The 18,305-nt window shown below is 44.2% G+C and carries 18 protein-coding genes and 3 pseudogenes; 15 read left to right on the top strand and 6 right to left on the bottom strand.

The window, feature by feature from the left end; all coding sequences use genetic code 11:
• The first annotated feature begins 115 nt into the window (after window positions 1-115).
• Both DVH26_RS19280 and DVH26_RS19275 read left to right on the top strand, forming a co-directional pair.
• Complete coding sequence (locus DVH26_RS19280; RefSeq protein ID WP_239624236.1) at window positions 116-700, top strand: TetR/AcrR family transcriptional regulator; 585 nt, start codon at window positions 116-118, stop codon at window positions 698-700.
• 448 nt (window positions 701-1,148) lie between these two features.
• Window positions 1,149-1,457 (top strand): annotated as a pseudogene (locus DVH26_RS19275) (phage tail protein); the annotation flags it as partial.
• Window positions 1,458-1,801: 344 nt separating this feature from the next.
• Here DVH26_RS19275 and DVH26_RS19270 read toward each other — a convergent pair.
• Window positions 1,802-2,113 (bottom strand): hypothetical protein, encoded by a 312-nt coding sequence (locus DVH26_RS19270; RefSeq protein ID WP_239624234.1) that lies wholly within the window; start codon window positions 2,111-2,113, stop codon window positions 1,802-1,804.
• Between the two features lie 335 nt (window positions 2,114-2,448).
• Between DVH26_RS19270 and DVH26_RS19265 the strand changes: the two genes are divergently transcribed.
• Window positions 2,449-2,706 carry a hypothetical protein gene (locus DVH26_RS19265; RefSeq protein ID WP_239624232.1) on the top strand — a complete coding sequence of 86 codons (258 nt, stop codon included), beginning with the start codon at window positions 2,449-2,451 and terminating at the stop codon, window positions 2,704-2,706.
• A gap of 117 nt (window positions 2,707-2,823) precedes the next feature.
• On the opposite strand, the gene DVH26_RS19260 is transcribed toward DVH26_RS19265, so the two are convergent.
• Window positions 2,824-3,393, bottom strand: coding sequence for a hypothetical protein (locus DVH26_RS19260; protein WP_239624230.1), 570 nt, complete (start codon window positions 3,391-3,393; stop codon window positions 2,824-2,826).
• 1,040 nt (window positions 3,394-4,433) lie between these two features.
• Between DVH26_RS19260 and DVH26_RS19255 the strand changes: the two genes are divergently transcribed.
• The 3 genes and pseudogenes from DVH26_RS19255 to DVH26_RS19245 all read left to right on the top strand — a co-directional run bounded on the left by DVH26_RS19255 (window position 4,434) and on the right by DVH26_RS19245 (window position 6,089).
• Window positions 4,434-5,153 (top strand): lipoprotein BA_5634 family protein, encoded by a 720-nt coding sequence (locus DVH26_RS19255; RefSeq protein WP_239624228.1) that lies wholly within the window; start codon window positions 4,434-4,436, stop codon window positions 5,151-5,153.
• A gap of 20 nt (window positions 5,154-5,173) precedes the next feature.
• Window positions 5,174-5,365, top strand: a pseudogene (locus DVH26_RS19250) (ATP-binding cassette domain-containing protein); the annotation flags it as partial.
• Between the two features lie 196 nt (window positions 5,366-5,561).
• Window positions 5,562-6,089: a histidine phosphatase family protein gene (locus DVH26_RS19245; protein WP_239624226.1), complete on the top strand. Its 528-nt coding sequence runs from the start codon at window positions 5,562-5,564 to the stop codon at window positions 6,087-6,089.
• 658 nt (window positions 6,090-6,747) lie between these two features.
• Here DVH26_RS19245 and DVH26_RS37110 read toward each other — a convergent pair.
• Both DVH26_RS37110 and DVH26_RS19240 read right to left on the bottom strand, forming a co-directional pair.
• The gene (locus tag DVH26_RS37110) at window positions 6,748-6,879 is read right to left on the bottom strand and encodes a hypothetical protein (RefSeq protein ID WP_275590417.1); all 132 of its coding nucleotides are present in this window, start codon (window positions 6,877-6,879) and stop codon (window positions 6,748-6,750) included.
• Window positions 6,880-6,945: 66 nt separating this feature from the next.
• The gene (locus DVH26_RS19240; protein WP_239624224.1) at window positions 6,946-7,128 is read right to left on the bottom strand and encodes an ankyrin repeat domain-containing protein; all 183 of its coding nucleotides are present in this window, start codon (window positions 7,126-7,128) and stop codon (window positions 6,946-6,948) included.
• A gap of 164 nt (window positions 7,129-7,292) precedes the next feature.
• Between DVH26_RS19240 and DVH26_RS19235 the strand changes: the two genes are divergently transcribed.
• A complete protein-coding gene (locus DVH26_RS19235) occupies window positions 7,293-7,712 on the top strand; it encodes a hypothetical protein (protein WP_239624222.1) in 420 nt (139 codons plus the stop codon).
• Between the two features lie 152 nt (window positions 7,713-7,864).
• On the opposite strand, the gene DVH26_RS19230 is transcribed toward DVH26_RS19235, so the two are convergent.
• The gene (locus DVH26_RS19230; RefSeq protein ID WP_239624220.1) at window positions 7,865-8,431 is read right to left on the bottom strand and encodes a TetR/AcrR family transcriptional regulator; all 567 of its coding nucleotides are present in this window, start codon (window positions 8,429-8,431) and stop codon (window positions 7,865-7,867) included.
• Between the two features lie 150 nt (window positions 8,432-8,581).
• Here DVH26_RS19230 and DVH26_RS19225 point away from each other — a divergent pair, with 150 nt between their 5' ends.
• From DVH26_RS19225 to DVH26_RS19205, 4 genes are all read left to right on the top strand, one after another.
• The gene (locus DVH26_RS19225) at window positions 8,582-9,511 is read left to right on the top strand and encodes a ketopantoate reductase family protein (RefSeq protein ID WP_239624218.1); all 930 of its coding nucleotides are present in this window, start codon (window positions 8,582-8,584) and stop codon (window positions 9,509-9,511) included.
• A gap of 326 nt (window positions 9,512-9,837) precedes the next feature.
• Entirely contained in the window at window positions 9,838-10,116 is a 279-nt protein-coding gene (locus tag DVH26_RS19220) for a helix-turn-helix domain-containing protein (protein ID WP_239624216.1), read from the top strand.
• A gap of 542 nt (window positions 10,117-10,658) precedes the next feature.
• Window positions 10,659-10,982, top strand: a complete 324-nt coding sequence (locus DVH26_RS19210; RefSeq protein ID WP_481857520.1) for a hypothetical protein — start codon at window positions 10,659-10,661, stop codon at window positions 10,980-10,982.
• Between the two features lie 220 nt (window positions 10,983-11,202).
• Complete coding sequence (locus DVH26_RS19205; protein WP_239624214.1) at window positions 11,203-13,158, top strand: carbohydrate-binding protein; 1,956 nt, start codon at window positions 11,203-11,205, stop codon at window positions 13,156-13,158.
• A 165-nt stretch (window positions 13,159-13,323) separates the two neighbouring features.
• On the opposite strand, the pseudogene DVH26_RS19200 reads toward DVH26_RS19205, so the two are convergent.
• A pseudogene (locus tag DVH26_RS19200) lies at window positions 13,324-13,446 on the bottom strand (hypothetical protein); the annotation flags it as partial.
• Between the two features lie 68 nt (window positions 13,447-13,514).
• Here DVH26_RS19200 and DVH26_RS37325 point away from each other — a divergent pair.
• From DVH26_RS37325 to DVH26_RS19190, 4 genes are all read left to right on the top strand, one after another.
• Window positions 13,515-13,838, top strand: a complete 324-nt coding sequence (locus DVH26_RS37325; protein WP_481857519.1) for a sigma factor — start codon at window positions 13,515-13,517, stop codon at window positions 13,836-13,838.
• Window positions 13,732-13,968, top strand: coding sequence for an RNA polymerase sigma factor (locus DVH26_RS37320; RefSeq protein WP_481857610.1), 237 nt, complete (start codon window positions 13,732-13,734; stop codon window positions 13,966-13,968). Before DVH26_RS37325 ends, DVH26_RS37320 begins: the two co-directional genes overlap by 107 nt.
• Window positions 13,969-14,720: 752 nt before the next feature.
• A complete protein-coding gene (locus DVH26_RS19195) occupies window positions 14,721-16,502 on the top strand; it encodes a sensor histidine kinase (RefSeq protein ID WP_239624212.1) in 1,782 nt (593 codons plus the stop codon).
• Window positions 16,495-18,141 (top strand): response regulator, encoded by a 1,647-nt coding sequence (locus DVH26_RS19190; protein ID WP_239624209.1) that lies wholly within the window; start codon window positions 16,495-16,497, stop codon window positions 18,139-18,141. The genes DVH26_RS19195 and DVH26_RS19190 overlap by 8 nt, the downstream gene beginning before the upstream one ends.
• Window positions 18,142-18,305 lie beyond the last annotated feature (164 nt).

Genomic DNA, 18,305 nt, shown 5'->3' with positions numbered 1-18,305 from the left:
TTTGATATAATACACGAGACAGATCTGTCTGTCTCGTCACAATGACATGATACAGACAGATCTGTCTCATGTCAATACACCTTTTTCCAAATTCATATAGAGATGGGGGCTGCGGATGAATAAAGAAACGGCTAGAGATCGTATACTGAGGGTCGCATCCGAATTGTTTTACAAGGAGGGAATACGGGCGGTCGGCATTGATCGGATTATCAAGGAATCCGACGTTGCCAAGGCAAGCTTCTATCGAAGTTTCGCTACGAAAGATGATCTGACGGTTGCCTATCTCGAAGCCAGGGATGAACTAAAAGTAGAAAAACTGGAAAGACTGAGGCAACTGTATCCGAGCTCCCCTAAGGAACAGCTCGGCGCCCTCATTCGCGATGTGACCGAACAGATGGGGATGCCGGATTACCGGGGATGCCCGTTCTTAAACGCGGCGGTTGAATTCCCGGATCGGGATCACCCCGCTCACGTCAAATTGCTGGACATTCAGAGGAGCTTCTGGTCTCGGGTTCAAGAGCTTGCAAGGGAGGGCGGGGCACGACAACCCGAAGAGCTGACTGCTCAGCTGAGGATGTTGTATGAAGGATTCGTCATGAAGAGATACTTGGATAAGTCCGATCTTGATTCGGAGTATTTCCGGAAGGCTGCGGAGTTGCTCTTGGAGAAGCAGATCACTCCGGACAACCATCGCGGGTAAGGGACGATATTCATTTCGCGGTAGAGCATTCCCTTGTGGAAATCGAGTTACCGCATATTGACGTCGATGTATCCGAGCCGTCCACGCAATTCGGTAGAAATTCCGGCTAAAATTTCGGATACACTTACAACCTAAAGAGGACCGGAGGCAACGCCTCCGGTTTCTTTAAAATAAAATGATTTCACCGTTAAACCCGTTCGGAAGAAGGTTAGAGTACCGCATGAGCCCGGCCGTCGGGCAGGCTAGTGATGAAACATGCGGCTTGTGTAGCGTTAGCGATACCGGCGTCTCAGGGCTTCAGTTTTTCGCAAAATGTAGTCCACGGCCTCCACGGGTTCCAAGATGTGTGCTTCATCCCCAAGCGTCCAAATCAAATCCACGATAATTAGGTCGGCGCTGCGACACGCCTCTTTCAGACCTCGACTCCAGCGCCCGTACCCCCTGCTAGGAGAACCTTGACTATGTGAACCGGATTTTGAAAGAGGAACGAGGCGTTGAGTTTGCGGCCAAACCTTTAGAGACGTCACGTTTTCAAGTGGAAAATATCCAATTTACCTACGTCTTTTATGAGGATGGTCTTGGGCTCAATGTCATGTATACGGTAGATGACCCTAAGAAGCGGGCCGTTGGTTTTAAGCTTTCCGAGGGGATGGAGGTACCCGCGGAGTTAGAAGAGAAGTTTAAGTTTGCTAGGCAAAAGTCTAAACTGGCCGGAACGATTTGGGGTTCGTTTTTCGTAATCAAAGGAGTATATTAAGTGTAAGCTTAAGGGCCGTCCAGTAAAAGGACGGCCTTAAAAATTGCCGTTACAGACAACGCGGGAATCGTATCACAAGTTGAAATGTGAAGCAAGATCATTACACTAACGGGTACGATAGCATCAATACGAAAGGCTGCCGACGAACCGGCAGCCTTCGCTCACCTGAACGAGAAGGATAACGTAGTGACAATATTGTGTTGAGGATCTTCTAAAGCTATTGTTTCAACAGCATTTGCTGATAAATCAAGAAAAAAACGCATTGTCTATGATTGCGACAGTGCGTTTTTTATGCTTTTACGTTTTATTTTAGTGTTTTTACAGTTCCTTATCTCTTCAGCCAATCAATCGTTCAAAGCGGCGATGTCGAACTCGCGAAGGCGTGCCTGGTTGGCAATCATGCCAATCTCGGTGATCTTGCCATCCCCAACCGTAAATTCGAGAATGAAAATCGGTTGGTCCAAGTAGCCTGTAATGACACCTACCGATCCGTTCACGAGCACCGACATCATGCTCTGGGCACGATCGGTGAAATGCTTGGCCTGCTTGGCTACGGCCATCTGAATTGCGAACAACCGGAGCATTTGCAACTGGCGCGAATGCGGGGTCGTTTCGAAGTACCAGATTCGGGTCCAATACCGAGAGCAGTTTCTCAAAGCCTCCGTTACGTGACGCGGCGAGGAAGGCTGATGCCCCGCAGTTTCTGAAGACGATTCGGCACCTTGGACTCGGCGACGAGCGCGGCTCCCAAGCTGTCTCGCTGCGGCTTCGTTGCGTCCAATAATGAGAGCGATCTCCGAGAAAACCGGATGGTTGCGAAACGGAAAACCACCGTTTCGCCGCGGATGAGATTCACGCTCGAAAGATCAAATTCTTTTTAAGCGGTTCGGAAACGCTCGGCCTTTCTCGAAGAAGGATTATTCGAGGAAGACAACCCACCACAAGAAACCGGTGGTGACGGTGCTATTGAATGATGAATGAGGTGTCTCTTTTGCAAATCGATCACATTATTGTTAGAAATCAATGTAAGATAAAACCAGGGGAACCGATGGAAGTAGAGCTTACTGATGGTACTTTTCACAAGGGCGTCTTTTATCAGCGATGGCAAAAGAAGAACAGCGCTTCTCAAATCGTACTCATCGAAAACGTGGGAGAGAATCATGAAAGGTTATTTTATCTTGATGAAACAGCGATAAAAGATATTCGTCTCGGTCCGTATGGTGAGCCTCAATTGTATCGGATAAAATAGGGTAGCAATAGAATGACCATTTAAACTAAAAGCCAAGAGATCATAATGATCCTTGGCTTTCTATTATTGACGATATATACGTTAGTTGTTATAGCTTCGTAAATCGGGTAATTAAATTTAGAAAATCCTTAGAACAGAAAAAGCAGCAGAGCGGTATTCAGGGAAATCTACAGTACTTACAGGTACAACAGTGAGCACGTTTCCTGAAATTAAATTGGCTTGAATAACAACACCGGTACGGAATATTCCAGAGTCGATGTCAACATTAATTGCTTCTACAGTAAATGTGGGTCCAAGAGTAGGAGGAGCAGCGTTTCTAAAAACTTGAAATGCAACACTCTCCCCACCACCAAGAGGACCTCCACTAATTATCACGTCTAAACTAGCACTAATTTGATACGTACCATTGAGATTAATCGTTATTTCCCCAGTTGAGATATTAACCGAAGTATTTACAGCAGATCCATCAGAACTATCATACAACACAGGAGATCCAACAATAACTGGTCGTACGGTTTCAAATCCATACATTGACCCAAATGCAGGTGTAAATGCTGGTGGTCCAGTCGGTCCGGTAGGTCCCGTAGCTCCAGTCGGTCCAGTCGGTCCAGTCGGTCCCGTAGCTCCAGTAAGCCCCGTAGCTCCAGTAAGCCCCGTAGCTCCAGTAAGCCCCGTAGCTCCAGTCAATCCAGTCAATCCAGTCGGTCCGGGCGGCCCTAGAGGTCCAGGAGATCCTATCATATCAACCAAAGTCATCACCCCTTTTATGAACTAATTCAGGTTATGTACAAGTATTCTAATTGTCACGGTACTAGTCTTGCTACAAGCCCATTGTTTGAAACCCTCAGCAGTTCTGATTTCACTTTTCCAATGATTTCGGTCTTAACCAAGTTAAACTGTATTGAAAGAATATTTGGATCCCCCAGCTCGTTCAGTCGGGAAGGCCAAGCGAATCACCGGCTCTAGGGCGCAAACGCCCAAGACCCGGTAGATTCCATTGGCCTTCTATTCCTCCTTTGCATTCCGATGAAAAGTCATTCTATTCATCCGATGCGTGCAGGACCTACAAATTAATGAAGAATTTTCTCAGGTTAGATAGGGGGAGCGGGTGATAGTTAAGAGTATTAAAATATCTTGAGCCTCGTATGAATATGCACATTTTAAGACTTTGATTTTTATAAATGCACGTCGTCTATTGTTACAAAGTCATTGACTGTTAGAGCTTATCCTTGAGAATGTCAAAGTTTTTATGCCGATAAGTGTTAATATGTGCATAGAACTAACGTACGATAGTTGGGCTAATATTGATCGGTTTTGTTTATTTTGTTAATAAAATACCGGGAATGAGGCGCTGTCGGGTGACAAGATCATAGTCTCATTAATAGCCGCGTAAATCGCGGCTTTTTTTATTTTATGAGTCAAGTTCTTGTCAATTCTAATTGATAAGAACTTTATCTCATTCCCGAAATTGACAAGAACTTGACTCATTCCCGACGAATGTTCTCTTATTAGTTAAAACGGAAAAACAATCGGAGCAAATGGAAACGGTATATTGATATTCGAAAGAAGAGATGAATGATACTATCACAATAATGATAATTCCATAATGGTGTTGCATTCTTACGGAAATGTAAGCGAAGGAGCGAAAACGGTTAGACAAGAGTCATTCACTTGCATGAAAGTTTCGTCTATAATCCAGACATAATAATTATTTAAGGAGCAAGCAGATGAATAAAATTATAGTTTTCGTGTTAGTGATCGTTGTTTTTGCAGGTATAGGATTTGGAGTAAAACGGTTTGTAGAAGGTCCATCGCAGCCAGTAAATGGAATTGTAGTAATCGGCACCGAAAACGATGTGAATAAAGCCAAGCAACGGTATAAAGATAACACCAAACAAACGTTCGACTACAAGCTGAAATTGGTTACAACCACAATAACGTATAAATTGTCAGAGCAAGGCCAGAAAGAAACGGGTCAACAATTTGATACCCGATATATCAACTATTCGGTTGTTAGGCGCTCCACAGCGGAACAGTTCGTCCAGAAGGGGATTATCAGAGCCAGAAAAGATCCTAACAGCTCGTCGATTATTTCGGAGCCTGTAGCCACCATAAAAGAATTATCCAGTGGTAACAATCTATACTTCTCTTTAAACGACGCAGAGATGAAAAATCATCAAATCGATTTGAACGGTCAGCTGGTACCCGTACAGTTTGTTCAACACCAGGCATGGATCGGGTATAGACCAACGATGGACCTTGTTATTGTCGACGACCAAACTTACAACAAGTTAGCTGAAGCAGAGTCCGCGATTTCATTAATTCATTTTCAAAAAGGCGGCTTCGATTACAAGAATAAAGTAAAAGTAAACCAGGTTTTAACCGAAATCGGGAGCGTCTATGCAGATAGCGAGGACAAAGTAAATTTTGTGGATGTACAAGATTGAGCTTGAGAGGGTGAACTTCTATGGAAGTTGTGCGCATGGAAAACGTAGTTAAAAGTTATGGTGAAGGAAATAACAGAGTAGATGCGCTAAAAGGGATTAACCTTTCTATTCGTCAAGGAGAGTTTGTCTCCATCGTAGGTGTTTCCGGCTCTGGAAAAAGTACGCTGCTGCATATTTTAGGAGGGCTGGATCGGCCAAGCTCAGGAGAAGTATGCCGATTTTGACAAGAACCTTATATCATTCCCGATTGACTGTCAGCGGATTAAGCTAACGGGTACGATAGTAAACCTCATTGGAGCAGTTCGTTCCCCAATGACACTCCATTTTTCGTTAGGTTAACGGGTGAAAGGGGTTCCAATATAGGGTATATTTGATTGGGTGATTTGATATATCAAGGAGGGCGACTGCTTGATTTATGTAGTACGACACGGTCAAACGGATTTAAACAGAGAAGGAAGGTTGCAGGGGAGAATGGGTCTACCCCTAAATGATAACGGGGTTAGGCAGGCAAAACTACTTAGAGATAAACTCGAAAATGTAGTGTTTGACTATGTTTATACCTCACCACAAGAACGAGCCATTCAAACAGCAGTAATCGTAACGGGAATAAAACCTATAATCGATGAAAGGCTGGATGTATTTGATCTTGGTGAGGCTGACCTATTAAAAAAAGGCGAAGTCAAAATGAGTGGAGTAGTGCCTGATTCCAAGTTTTATAAAGGTGTTGAAGAAGTGCCTAGCTTTATTAATAGGATCTTCTCTTTTATGAATGAATTAAAAGCCATGCATACAGATAGTAAGGTAAATTTATTCATATCCGGACACAGATGTACGACAGGTTGTATCGGTGCTTATTTTGAAGGCATTCCTAACGATGGTAACATACTAAGGTTCTCATCAGATAATGGCGAATATAAAGTATATTCACACAAGTAATTAATTTCTCCTACGAGGTTCTGCAAAATCATTGAGCTAACGGGTACGTTAGTTCACCCAACCTGAAGGAGATGTAGAAAATTAAGAATAGATTCGAATTTACTGCGGTTGTTTTAATAGGAAATGCGAGTTAACAGACGATTTTACCATCGAAACCGCACAAATTGCTGACCGTTTAACCGAACAACTGGAGATCGCGAAGAAAGCGCTGCAGACCATTGTGGAGAGTACTGAACATGGTAATGAGGTAGCCAAGACAATAGCCGCAGGAGCTCTGGAAGCAATTATAAAGCCCTAAAATAACCTATGCACATGCAAATCTTCCCGTCTCACAATTCTCGAATAATGTTGAGATCTGAGACGTTAGTTGAATAGCAAAACAGAACGAAGCTGCCGGCACAACCTTCAGTTAAGGAAATGATGGTAGAGCTGGCGAAATCCATAACGAACTCTCCAACAGGGCTGCCGCAGGAGCGGCGGACAGCTTTGTTACGAAGGGCGTAATAGTTGTCAAAACGTATATTTAAACTGTTAAACGGTTCGACGGTTCAGCTTAGGAGGTCTTAAGCCAACGGATAGCTATCCAATGCCAATGCATCCCCAGGCTGGGCCGTCCATTTTTATGATTTAGAATGAAGGGAATTAACGGGCATGATAGTTAATCAAATACAAGCCATAAGTCGGGCAGCCATCCGGTCTGCCGCTGGCCGGATACGAAGCCGGATTGGGTGCGATGGTCCGGACGCTGCTGGATGCCGGCGCCCGGCCGGATGCTTATCCGGGCCTGCACAAGAACCTTATATCATAAAACGAAAAAGCCGCGACCTACGCGGCTCTTAATGAGATCAAGTTCTTGTCACTGTTCACAGCGGCCCAAACCGCCTGGCCGAGCACCGTAGCCGTAGCCGTTCTTCGCCTCGAGCGGCGTGCCACGCTCCACGAGCAGCCGGATTGGCCCCAGCTGCCCGCCGACGGCGGCCCAGTGGAGGCCGGTCATGCCGCGCACCCGCAGGCCGGGATCGACGTGCCGGTCGAGCATATACCGGACGACCCCGGTATGGTCGGCAGCTGTTGCTGCGGGTTTCGGAGATACGAATGATTGGGTAGCATCTCATTCCAATGCAAATAATAGCCCTCATTTTTACACAATGGTTTTATGGTCGATCACTAAAAGTAACCACGGTATAAAATAAGGAGTGAAGAATGGACAAAGAAATTCCAACAATACGAGCCGGGCAAGGTGTTGATAGCTATGAACTTGGTTGGCACAAAGATAAACTACTCACTGTTTTAGATCAAGATTACACGTTAACGGATGCACTCGATTGTTTAATATATGACAAACCAAATATTAGATTTTTTGTGGCCAAATGCGACATGACATTGCATTCGATTTATGTGTATAACAATTTTATTGGTAGATTTCTTGATAAATATGAAATTAATACCCCATTTCAACATTTAGAGAAAGACTTTAGCAGCACCTTAGAATATGATGAAATGGACTCTTATTATAGTTTAGGAGATTATCCGGACATTCTTATCTATACTGATTCAAGAAATGAGAATGTAGCTAATATTTCGGGATTTCAAATCTTCAAGATGGACTTTACTCCATTATAATTAGACTACCACAATGCGATTAACCTCGCGTTGTGTTTTTTTTTTTGCTAAGTAACACTTTGAAACTTACTTAGCTTTGACAAACCGTAAACATCAGCACGACATAAACATTATCCTTTTGATAGCCACAAAAATTGCGGTCTGACTTACGTTTAACCCTCACCTTTGATTAAGATATGATACGGTTTTATCCCATTTGCAAATAGGCTATCGATCAGTTTGACCAATTCTTCGGACGATAAATCTTTGCCGTTGCGTATCCAAAGGCGAAACAAAGATAGTAATGTTGATATGTAAAACTCGATTAGGTATGGCGCAAAGATATCATTTGTTGGAAGATTCACAATCAATCTCTCAAAGGGAATTTCTCTTTTCAGGCGTTCAACAAAATGAACAGAACCATAGTCGCCCAGGAGGGCTTTTAGGACAGAAATATCATCTGTACTTTCCAAGCATTGAAGCGCATCTTGGAAAGTATGCGTAGAAAGCTCCCTGCTTGCCATTTCCTCGTTAATGGATTTCAAAACCTTCTCTTCAACGTAGTTCAGCAACTCATAAATATCTGTAAAGTATTGATAAAATGTACTGCGGTTATATCCTGACTTGTTGGCAATCTCTTGAATAGATATTTTTTCAATTGGCTTTTGGCTATATAAATCACAGAACACATTTATAAAGGTCTGCCTGGTTTTGTCTGTAATTTCAGGTTGCTTGTTCATGATTTGCCTCCATTTCCGGTTCAATAGATGATCCGACAGATATTGAAAATTTGATGGTTGATGACTGTATGGTGAATCCATACAATATTATTATACAACACGTTGTTTGATCATCAATAACGGATTATCAACTCTTTGGGGGAGTCTAACATGAAAATTTTATTCTTCGGTAGAGGTGTAATATCGACCCAATATGCGTGGGCTTTCGAACAGGCAGGTCATACAGTTGAGTTTTACGTTAGAAAGGGGAGGAAAGAAACCTTCGGAAGCAGTATAGAGCTTGAAATGTGGGACGCACGAAAAGGGAAAAAGCTAATAAAAGAAAGCTGGAACGTCAAACTGCATGAGGAGATCCTTCCAAATTATGATCTCATTATTGTGAGCGTCAACACGGAACAACTTCCAGAAGTAGCACAATTCCTATCAACAGCTGCAGGAAATATCCCTGTCCTCCTATTCAATAACATTTGGCAAGATCTGAAGTCGTCTATCGCGCCATTGTCAATGAACAATGTTGTCTTTGGCTTCCCTGGAGCAGGGGGCGGCATCGCGGACAATAGGCTGAGAGGCGGCTTTTTGAAAATGATATTTCTTGAAAAACCACGGGCCGGCACTGAGCATAATAACCAATTGGTCAAGGAATGTTTTGAAAGTGCCCATTTTAAAATTAGCTGGGTAAAGGATATGCAAAACTGGCTATGGAATCATTTTGCCATGAATGCAGCTATGGAAGCCGAGGTGTTAAAACGGGGAAGTTTTCCAGCGCTCATGAACTATAGTGACTCATTTTCTAATGTTGGGTTGAATATGAGGGAAATGATTCCTGTACTTAAAGCAAGAGGTGCAAAGCTTGATACCATTTCTCTCCTGTTGACTAAAATTCCACCGGGACTACTCGGCACACTTTTTAACAAGGTTATTTTTGCAAAAGGCAGCTTACCGCGGCTTTTTGTGGAATACAACAATAGTAAAGCAGGTTTTGCGGTACTTGAAGTTGTGAGAGAAGCAAAAAAGGCAGGCATCCCTTTGCCGCGTCTTTCGATGGCATTTGAAAATACTGAATATGCAAAAGAAATATAAAGAAGCCTTCGATGGTTGCATTCTGTCGATGCGACGGGCGGCTTTTTCATTCAGGCTGGCAGTGAGGACGGGAAACGAGGGGTAACGCTATTTCAAAAAAAATTGTCTGTATGCCGTTGCTTCAATTGAAAACGTATGAGGCTGGACGCCGTCCCGTTGCCCTAATGGATGAACTCCCAGTATTCAGTTCGATCCGGATTACCGCTCATTATCACAAATAAAAAATGTAAGTCTATATAGACTGAACTAAAGTACTTCTTAGCATTTTACCAACCACGCCGAAAACGGGTAAAAGATGAAATAAAACCCAAAAGGACGTGATGGTGATGCAAACTCAAACGCAAGAAATAGATTTGTTGAAGTCGGCCATGCGCCAGGCTTCCGATAAAAGAATGTACGAACGGTATCTAGCCGTCCTACATCATCTGGAGGGCCAAACCACCCGCGAGATCGCCAGAATGATTAAAAGGACAGAGAAAACGACCAGCGCCTACATTCACCACTATCGCGAAGGCGGTCTGGTGTCAGCGCTCACGTACTTTGTCGGTGTCGTAATCACCGTCATTGACGTGAGCGCTTGTGCGTCAGGCACGCCAGCAGCTTGAGAAGTCTAACGCCAATCAAATTTGGGGGCGAAAAACGGCGGTTAGCCCGCCGTTCCTCGTTGCCGGTCCATGTCCCCCATCTTGTGGCCATTCAAGTGTGTTCAGTTCATCGATAAATTCATATCAAGCTTCTGAAGTAAATCGATCGCTGGAACGGAATCGTAGACTTGACCACCCGTCAGAAGAAAAGCAAGGGGGGGTCCTAATCCATCGACGACGGCGTGAAGTTTGGTTGTCTTTCCGCCACGACTGACGCCGATGTGCTGATTCACTTCGTGTCCTGGGGCGTTTTTTTAGCACCAGCACTATGTTGATGGGCTTTGACCGATGTAGAATCTATGCTCAAGTTTTCAAAGTCAATGCATTATCTTGGAAAAGAATAAGAATGCGCAGGGGACATGTCCGCAGGGCGGAGGTGGCCTCCCTTCTCTGTATAAAGCTGCTGCAGAAATCTGCCCTTAATGTGGGCTTACCCGCCTTATCCGGATGCGCCAATCCGTCTATAATCAGGTTGTAAGCGAATACAGAAGGGATATATAAGGGTGACTACCAATGATGAAGCGTATGCTAATAACATCTCTGAGGTTAACATCTCTGAGGTTACCGATGATCTGGAACACTTCGAGGTGCTCAGCCTGTCTACACCGGACCTGCGCAATATGGTACTGTTTCCCGAGTTGATCGGCGGCAAGTATGTCCGGCTGGAGCGTCCCTTCACGCTATACAGCCGCGGCGGCCGGAACCGCTTCGATGCTTGGATCCCCGAGTCGCCGGACCTGAAGCATTGGGGCAACTCCAGCCTACTGCTCGCCGTCGAGCAGGTGCCGTTTGCCAATGACAAGATTGGCCTGGAGCACCTCCGGTGATTGTGCATGAAGTGCAACAATGCTAAATCAATAGCAGCGACCGGGCCGTATTTTAAAAGGAAACTTTGCTGATGCAGAAAAGGTTAGTATTACTCTGCCACTTCCGAAGCTGAGCAGGAATATATTTACTTTATGAAAAGAGTAAAGAGCATCGCTGGTGAAATCATCATTCATTGATGATAGAGTGTTTTCTAAAAAAATATGAAAGAGGTGTTTATTTATGTTAAAGCGGTTAAAGTTTTTAAGCTTAATTATTTGTATGGTGGCCAGTCTTGTAACTGTCGTTCCTTTGACAGCAAGCGCGGCTACAGTTGTAAGCTATCCATTACCCTCGAGCTATACCACGACCAGTCAATACACGGTAACAGCAGACTCTACGAATATACCGGTAATTGACACTTCGGAGGTATTTGTAAACTATAATTATTGTAATTTCTCTTTTTCAGGTACTACTACAATCACAATTACAGCAAGCGAGCCAATCAATACATATAATATTTCTCCCAAAGCTTTGGGAATCACTGCAACAAAGAGCGGAAATACACTTACATTTACACTTTCATCACCAAGATATCTTATAGTTAAAATCAATAACCTGAAAGATCTGGTTATTGCGGCAGATGCTCTTGAAACCAATGTTCCGGCTTCATCCGGTACAGGTATATACAATGTTAAAACTCAATACGGTGCCGACAGTACCGGGTCCGCTATGGCTACAACTGCAATACAGAACGCCATCAATGCGGCTAACGCAGCAGGTGGCGGTATAGTATACGTTCCAGCCGGAGTTTATAAGTGCGGAAACCTTGTTTTAAAAAGCAATGTTTCGGTTTATCTGGAGGGTGGTTCTGTTATAAGAGGTTCAGGAAATCCAAGCGATTACACTACCCATTTTCATAAGAATTCTCTGAATAAGGATGGAACATGGTTTATCTATACCGAAACAAATGCAAACAATATTAAGATATACGGCAGGGGGACTATTGACGGCAATGGCCATTATATGAGAAATACAAACAATTATTTGAACAATATTCTTGTACCCTTGCAGTGCAGCAACTTCACGGTTGACGGCATAACCATAAGAGACAGCGGTGGCTGGGCTACAATCGTTACAAGATCTAATAACGTAACATTCCAGAATACAAAGCACTTCAACAACAATGAACTTGATTATGAAAATGATGCAATAGACATTCAAGAGAGCCAGAATGTACTCATAAAGCACACTGTAGCAGTATCAGAGGATGACACCTACTCATTTAAGACCTGGGATGTAGCAACTACGGATATAGCTGCAAACTGGCCGGGAAGTCCTGAAAACCAGTCAAATGTAGTTGTGGATGATGCTTTGGCTTGGAGCAGATGTGGAGCATTCAAGGTTGGAGATGGAGTAAAACAGCTTCAGGATGGCATCGTTGTTAAAAACTCTTATGTATACCGGTGCTGGCGCGCTTTAGCGGTAGGTCATCTTTATGGAACTCCAGCGGCACAAAACATCATATTTGACAATATAGATGTTGAAGGCTTCTGGCCAAGATCCGGTGTTCACTCCAGATGGTTTGATCTTTCTGCAAAAACCGGTCCGATAAAAAATGTAGTCTATAATAATATCAATTTACGCGCTTTAGGTGAAGTTTCAATAATGAAGGGTTGGAGTGACACATCTACTGTCTCCGGAGTTACATTAAACAATGTTCGCGTCGGTGGAGTTGCGGCAACTACATTGGCAGAATTGAAAATAACAGATACTAACAGCTATGCTGCAGCTCCAAAATTCAACACATTGAAATTTGAAGCGGAAGGCTATAACCTTAGTTCAGGTGTTATATCCTATGAGGCAAGCACTGATGGTGGGCTGGATGTTGGTGGAGGGAGTAATGGCGACTATATAGCATTTAAAAATGTAGACTTTGGTAGTACAGCTAAAACAAATATTGATTTGAAGGTTGCATCCGCTAATTCCGGCGGAAGGATAGAATTCCACTTGGACAGTCCTACAGGCACTATGCTGGGTTATTGGACGGCAGAAAGCACAGGCGGATGGCAGACATGGTCAGTCAAGAATATCCCGCTTAATACCGGGACAGCTGTAGGAACCCATACTGTATATGTTACTTTTGTTAAGTCAGATTCAACCACAGTTGCAAATTTAACTTGGTTCCAGTTCAAATAGAATGGAAACTGTTTGATGTAATTGCAATAAGATGGATAAAGGGGGGTATCAAATGATATGCCTCTTCATTCTACTAAAGTTTTTTCTACGACTGACCAACTAACACAAAAAAACAGCAAGTCTCCTAAGTGAAGTGAAATAGGGACTTGCTGTTTGAGGTTTCAATTAATTCTTAAAGCTATGAATTGGAGCTGGGATTCGTCCGCCACGATTAACGAAGTTCGCGCAGTTGAAGCCGTTTACTGCTATAACTGGTGCATATCCGAGCAGGCCGCCAAATTCGACCAAAGGTCATAGCTTCCAGCTTCTCTAGTGTAAGGGTACCCCGCTGAAAAATATACGGAGTTTTGCGCGGAATGGGAGCTGATCATCAGGACGCCCAAGATCTGACTCAGGAGACCTTTATTAAGGCTTATCACAAGCTAGCTTCGCATGACCCAACTAAAAGCTTTGCTGCATGGTTATATACAATTGCATCCAACCTACTGAAGGACCTGCGAAGAAGTACACGTCACACGGACTGGATAATGCATCCACTTCCTGATTTCGACCGGCGACAATCCAGAAGAGACCCTGCTACAAACGGAGCATCGAACGGAGCTTCAGCTCCTAATCAGGCAACTTCCTCCCAATTATCGCATAGTGCTTCTGCTCCGCTTTACAAACGATTTGAGCTATGAAGAAATAAGCGAGATACTGGGGGTTCCATTGATCAAAGTTCAAAATGATCTTTACCGGGCCAAAAAGAGATTAAAACAAATGATAACCGTCCAGGAGGTGAGGAGCGATGCAATGCTTAAGACCCGTTGAAATGGAACAATACGTTTTGGACGATCCTTCGTGCCATAAACAGCAAACGGCCGAGCATATTGTAACCTGCCCTCGGTGCCTCTCTCTTTATCAGGAGCATCTCGAAGAGCAATCACATTGGTCTCAAGAACTGTTTGCGAATGCCTTACCTGATTCGTTACCACCAAAGTGATGACTTTGCTGGAGCAAGAAGAGTTGGAGTCTGACGCGAGGAAGAATTCTAACCAGTACAGAGGAGGGGTAACGATGATTGAAAAGTATGGCTTGCTAGAGGAACCGGATAAAACGATAAATCCTAGATCGGTATGATGGGGACGGTACCGATGGTCAGGAAGGCGGGCTTGAGTACGTTCGAAGCGGTCCATATACATCTTATGAAAAGGGCATAACCATAACCGTTGCCAGTATTAAGGAGAGACATCGTCAGAAAACAATCTTGCATGGGCATTCAATATAATTAAATAACGCATAGGTTTGTGTCGTGGAGCTGCGATACAAACCTATGCGTATATTCGTTTTGTGAACCCAATGCATAATCAGGATGAAGGCACTCAATTACCCATCCGAATTTTAAGTTTAAGCTGGCTTAATGTTTAAATAACATGGTATCCTTAATCCGAGTCTGGGACAAGTACAGGAGCCAAGAGAGCGTGGTCATATCGAGCGATTTGACCGATTGCCAGGAAAACTTTGGACCCATGAAGAAGGGACTGAGGAGAACCATGAGTGCGCGGAGTGGAAACGTCATCCGAATGAAGTTATACGATCTGTTTTACGGGTTATCCTTCAAACAGAGAATTCGCTCCTCATTCATTCTGTTAATCATATTGGCCATTAGCGTTGTAGGAACCAGCTCTTATTGGATTGCATCCAAGGAGCTGCAAAAGAACGCTTTCACCTCGAGCCAGGAGGCAGTGGACAAGACAACGCAAATTTTGGATGATAAGCTGAATAGCATCTCAATTTCTCTCCGTTCGTTGATGTTAAGCGACGCATTCCGGCAAATGATGCTCGACGTTCAGAGCAACAATATATCGAATTATTATGTTCATTTGTCCGGATTCCAGTATGTTTTCTCCCAATTGAGCTATAATGATCCTCTGATCGAGAGCATTCTTATAGCTACCCCAATCGGTGATTTTTACCCGACGGCGCAGCGAAGGTCACAGTCCCTATCATTCTACGAGTCGAATTTGTATTATGAGATTAAAGACAAACCGGATGGTTTGTGGGTCAAGGGACATACGGATATATTTTTTACTGGAGAAAAGCGTGTATTGTCCTTCGTCACCAAAGGAACACAGGAAAATGTGACGAGCACTAATGTATTTATCGTCGTCAATATAAATGAAAACAGTTTGATCGGGGTTATCAATAAGCATTCATCCCAAAATGACAGTAACTACTTTATGGTCGATTCTAAAGGCGAGGATGTCATCCGCACTGCCTGGTCTACACAACATAATCTGATGAAGGATGAGCTTTTTCTGCGTAACGTGTCTTCGAATACCCGCGGGTCCTTTTTTCATAGCTTTGATAAAACGGATTACTTGGTAAATTATACACGCTCTGGCGTTGTGAAAGATTGGCTTTTATTCGGTATGCAGCCCAAAGACAAGCTGCTGGAGCAGATGAATCTTGTGCAGCGTACAACGATTTTCATCATGATCGTCTTTTTATTGGTGGCGTGGTTGTTCTCGAACAAATTGACGGCACTGTTGCTCAACCCCCTGTTCAAGCTGCAACGACTGATGCGGGAAGTGGAGGATACCCGGCTTTCCGTCCGTTTCGAGAGCCGCTTCCGCGACGAGGTGGCCCAGGTCGGCTTTCAGTTCAACCGGATGCTGGATGAGATCAATCGTCTGATAGATGATGTTAAGTCGAGTGAAGCTGGCAAGCGAAAAGCGGAGCTACGCTCGCTAACAGCGCAAATGGAGCCTCATTTTTTGTACAACACCTTGAACACGATATATTGCAAATCGGTTATGGGCGAGAATAACGATGTCAATGAGATGATTCTTGCATTGAGCCAGATGTTCCAATTAGGGCTCAGCGGAGGCCGTGATTGGAATACGCTAGAGGATGAGCTGTCCCATGCACAGCAGTACTGTGCTATTCAGCAAAAATGCTACGAGGGTTTATTCGAATACGTTATCAACATAAGTGATGAGCAGCTGTTAACCTGCTATGTACCGAAGATATTGCTCCAGCCGATCATCGAGAACAGCATTCAGCATGGCTTCAGCAACCGCCGGTCCGGGGGAATCATTCGCGTATCGGTAAGTAGAGAACATAATATGCTGCATCTGGTGATCGAAGATAACGGCACCGGCATGGAAATGGACAAGGTCATGCAGGCGATGATTCATCAAGTTAGCTCGAAGAAAGGATATGCAATTTATAATATATTAAACCGGCTCCAGCTCTATTATGGCGAGAAAGCAAGCATGGAGCTGTTCAGCAACTCGGGAAGTGGAGCCAGAACCGATCTCTGGATTCCCATTAGGAAAAGAGAGGGAGAGTATTATGAATGAGAGTCCGGTCGTAAAATTATGTGTCATCGATGACATCCGCAGCGTCGTTGACATGATTGCCTGCAAGCCATCGTGGCATGAGCATCGTGTCGAGGTTGTCGGCACTGCTTTAGATGGCGAAGAGGGACTCAGACTCGTTAGAGAGTTGAAGCCCGATATTGTCCTAACTGATATTCGAATGCCAAGAATGGATGGACTTGCTATGACGGAGGCGATTCTTGAAGTGTCGCCGCATATCAAAATCGTGATTTTAAGCGCATATACTGACTTCTCCTATACGCAGCAGGCGATTCGACTGGGGGCATTTGACTTTATCAAAAAGCCGTTCTCGATCGATGAGATTGTGAAGGTTGTTCTCAAAGCGAAGAAAGCCTATGAGGAGGAGATGAGGGAACAGTCTGAGAGGCTAGAACTCGAGAAGAGTGCGCGTACGAGTATGCCTATGCTACAGCGGGAATATGTATCGCTTCTCGTACATCATCCGGCAAGTGAAGAGCGGGCATTGAAGGAATGGGAGCAGCTCAAGATCGAGTTGGAGCCTCGTCACTTCAACATTTTCATCGTTGAGCTCGACCATTTCCCGGACAAGTATGGCAGCCAACCTGCACAGCAAATTGAATTAATTCAATTTGCTGTGCGGAATATACTAGAGGAGACGATAGCTGCTTGGACACGTGGAATGGTGTTTCGTGAAGGTGTGAGCCGGTTCATATGCATCGTTAACTGCATAGACAATATCACAGCACAGCAAATTTCGGAAGCGTGCCGTGCGAATATTTCCCAGTTTGCGAAATCTACCGTCTCTGTCGGCGTAGGTCTGTGCGTCGATACCATTTCGGAACTACCTCATTCCTATGCCCAGGCGTTAAGCGCGCTATCGTACCACTTCTACACGGAAGGTGACGGCGTCAACAGCTATTCTCCTTCGGCAGGACGGAGTAACAGCATGCCAACGTATTCGAATTCAACAGAGCAGGAATTTTTGTTCGCTTTGCGTTCTGGAAATAAGGACAAATGCCTGCTTATTCTGGAGCGGATTTTTAACAAATGGATAAGCATTGATCCTCTACCCAAACCGCAATATGTCGAGAATCTATGCATGGAGCTTTCGAATAAAATAAATCGGTTGATGCTCGAATATTTTCCGCCAGAGAGGGTTTTCACACTGGAGCGCCAATACGGTTCGGTGAACCTCCGGGGGTACAGCACCTTTCAGGAAATGCGGGAGCGCATAAGGAATCACTGCACGGAAGCCTGCGGCTGGATGGAAGAGGAACGTTCGGATGAATCCGTCAAGTTGATTTATCAGGCAAAAGACTACATTTGTGCGAATTTGCAATTGAATTTGTCTTTAGAGCATTGTGCCAAGCAGGTAAATCTAAGCCCAGGCTATTTTTCCAACCTGTTCAAAAAAGTGCTCGGCATCTCCTATCAACAGTTCGTTACCCAACAAAAAATGGAGAAAGCCAAGTCCATGCTCATTGACGGTTACCAGGTACAAGAAATCGCACTGACACTGGGCTATGAGCATAGAAGGTATTTCAGCGAAATCTTCAAGAAATATACCGGCATGACGCCTTCCGAGTTCAAGGCCTATAGCATGGGGAAGAGCGCTTCTTCACAGGATAACAAGTCCTAACCCGTCACATCTTTACGCCCTCGTTTCCTAGGAACCGGGGGTGTTTTTATATAGCTGCTAAAAAAACCTGCCCTTAATGTGGGGATTACCGCATTATGTAATAATGCTTTCAGGTTTAAAATAAGGACATAGAGATCACGAATTGAAAAGGGGAGGCAATGAGA

It is taken from the genome of Paenibacillus sp. H1-7 (assembly GCF_022354825.1).
Lineage (GTDB): Bacteria > Bacillota > Bacilli > Paenibacillales > NBRC-103111 > Paenibacillus_S.
The sequence above is the reverse complement of the archived record's forward strand: the minus strand, read 5'-3'. Positions and strand labels throughout refer to the sequence as shown.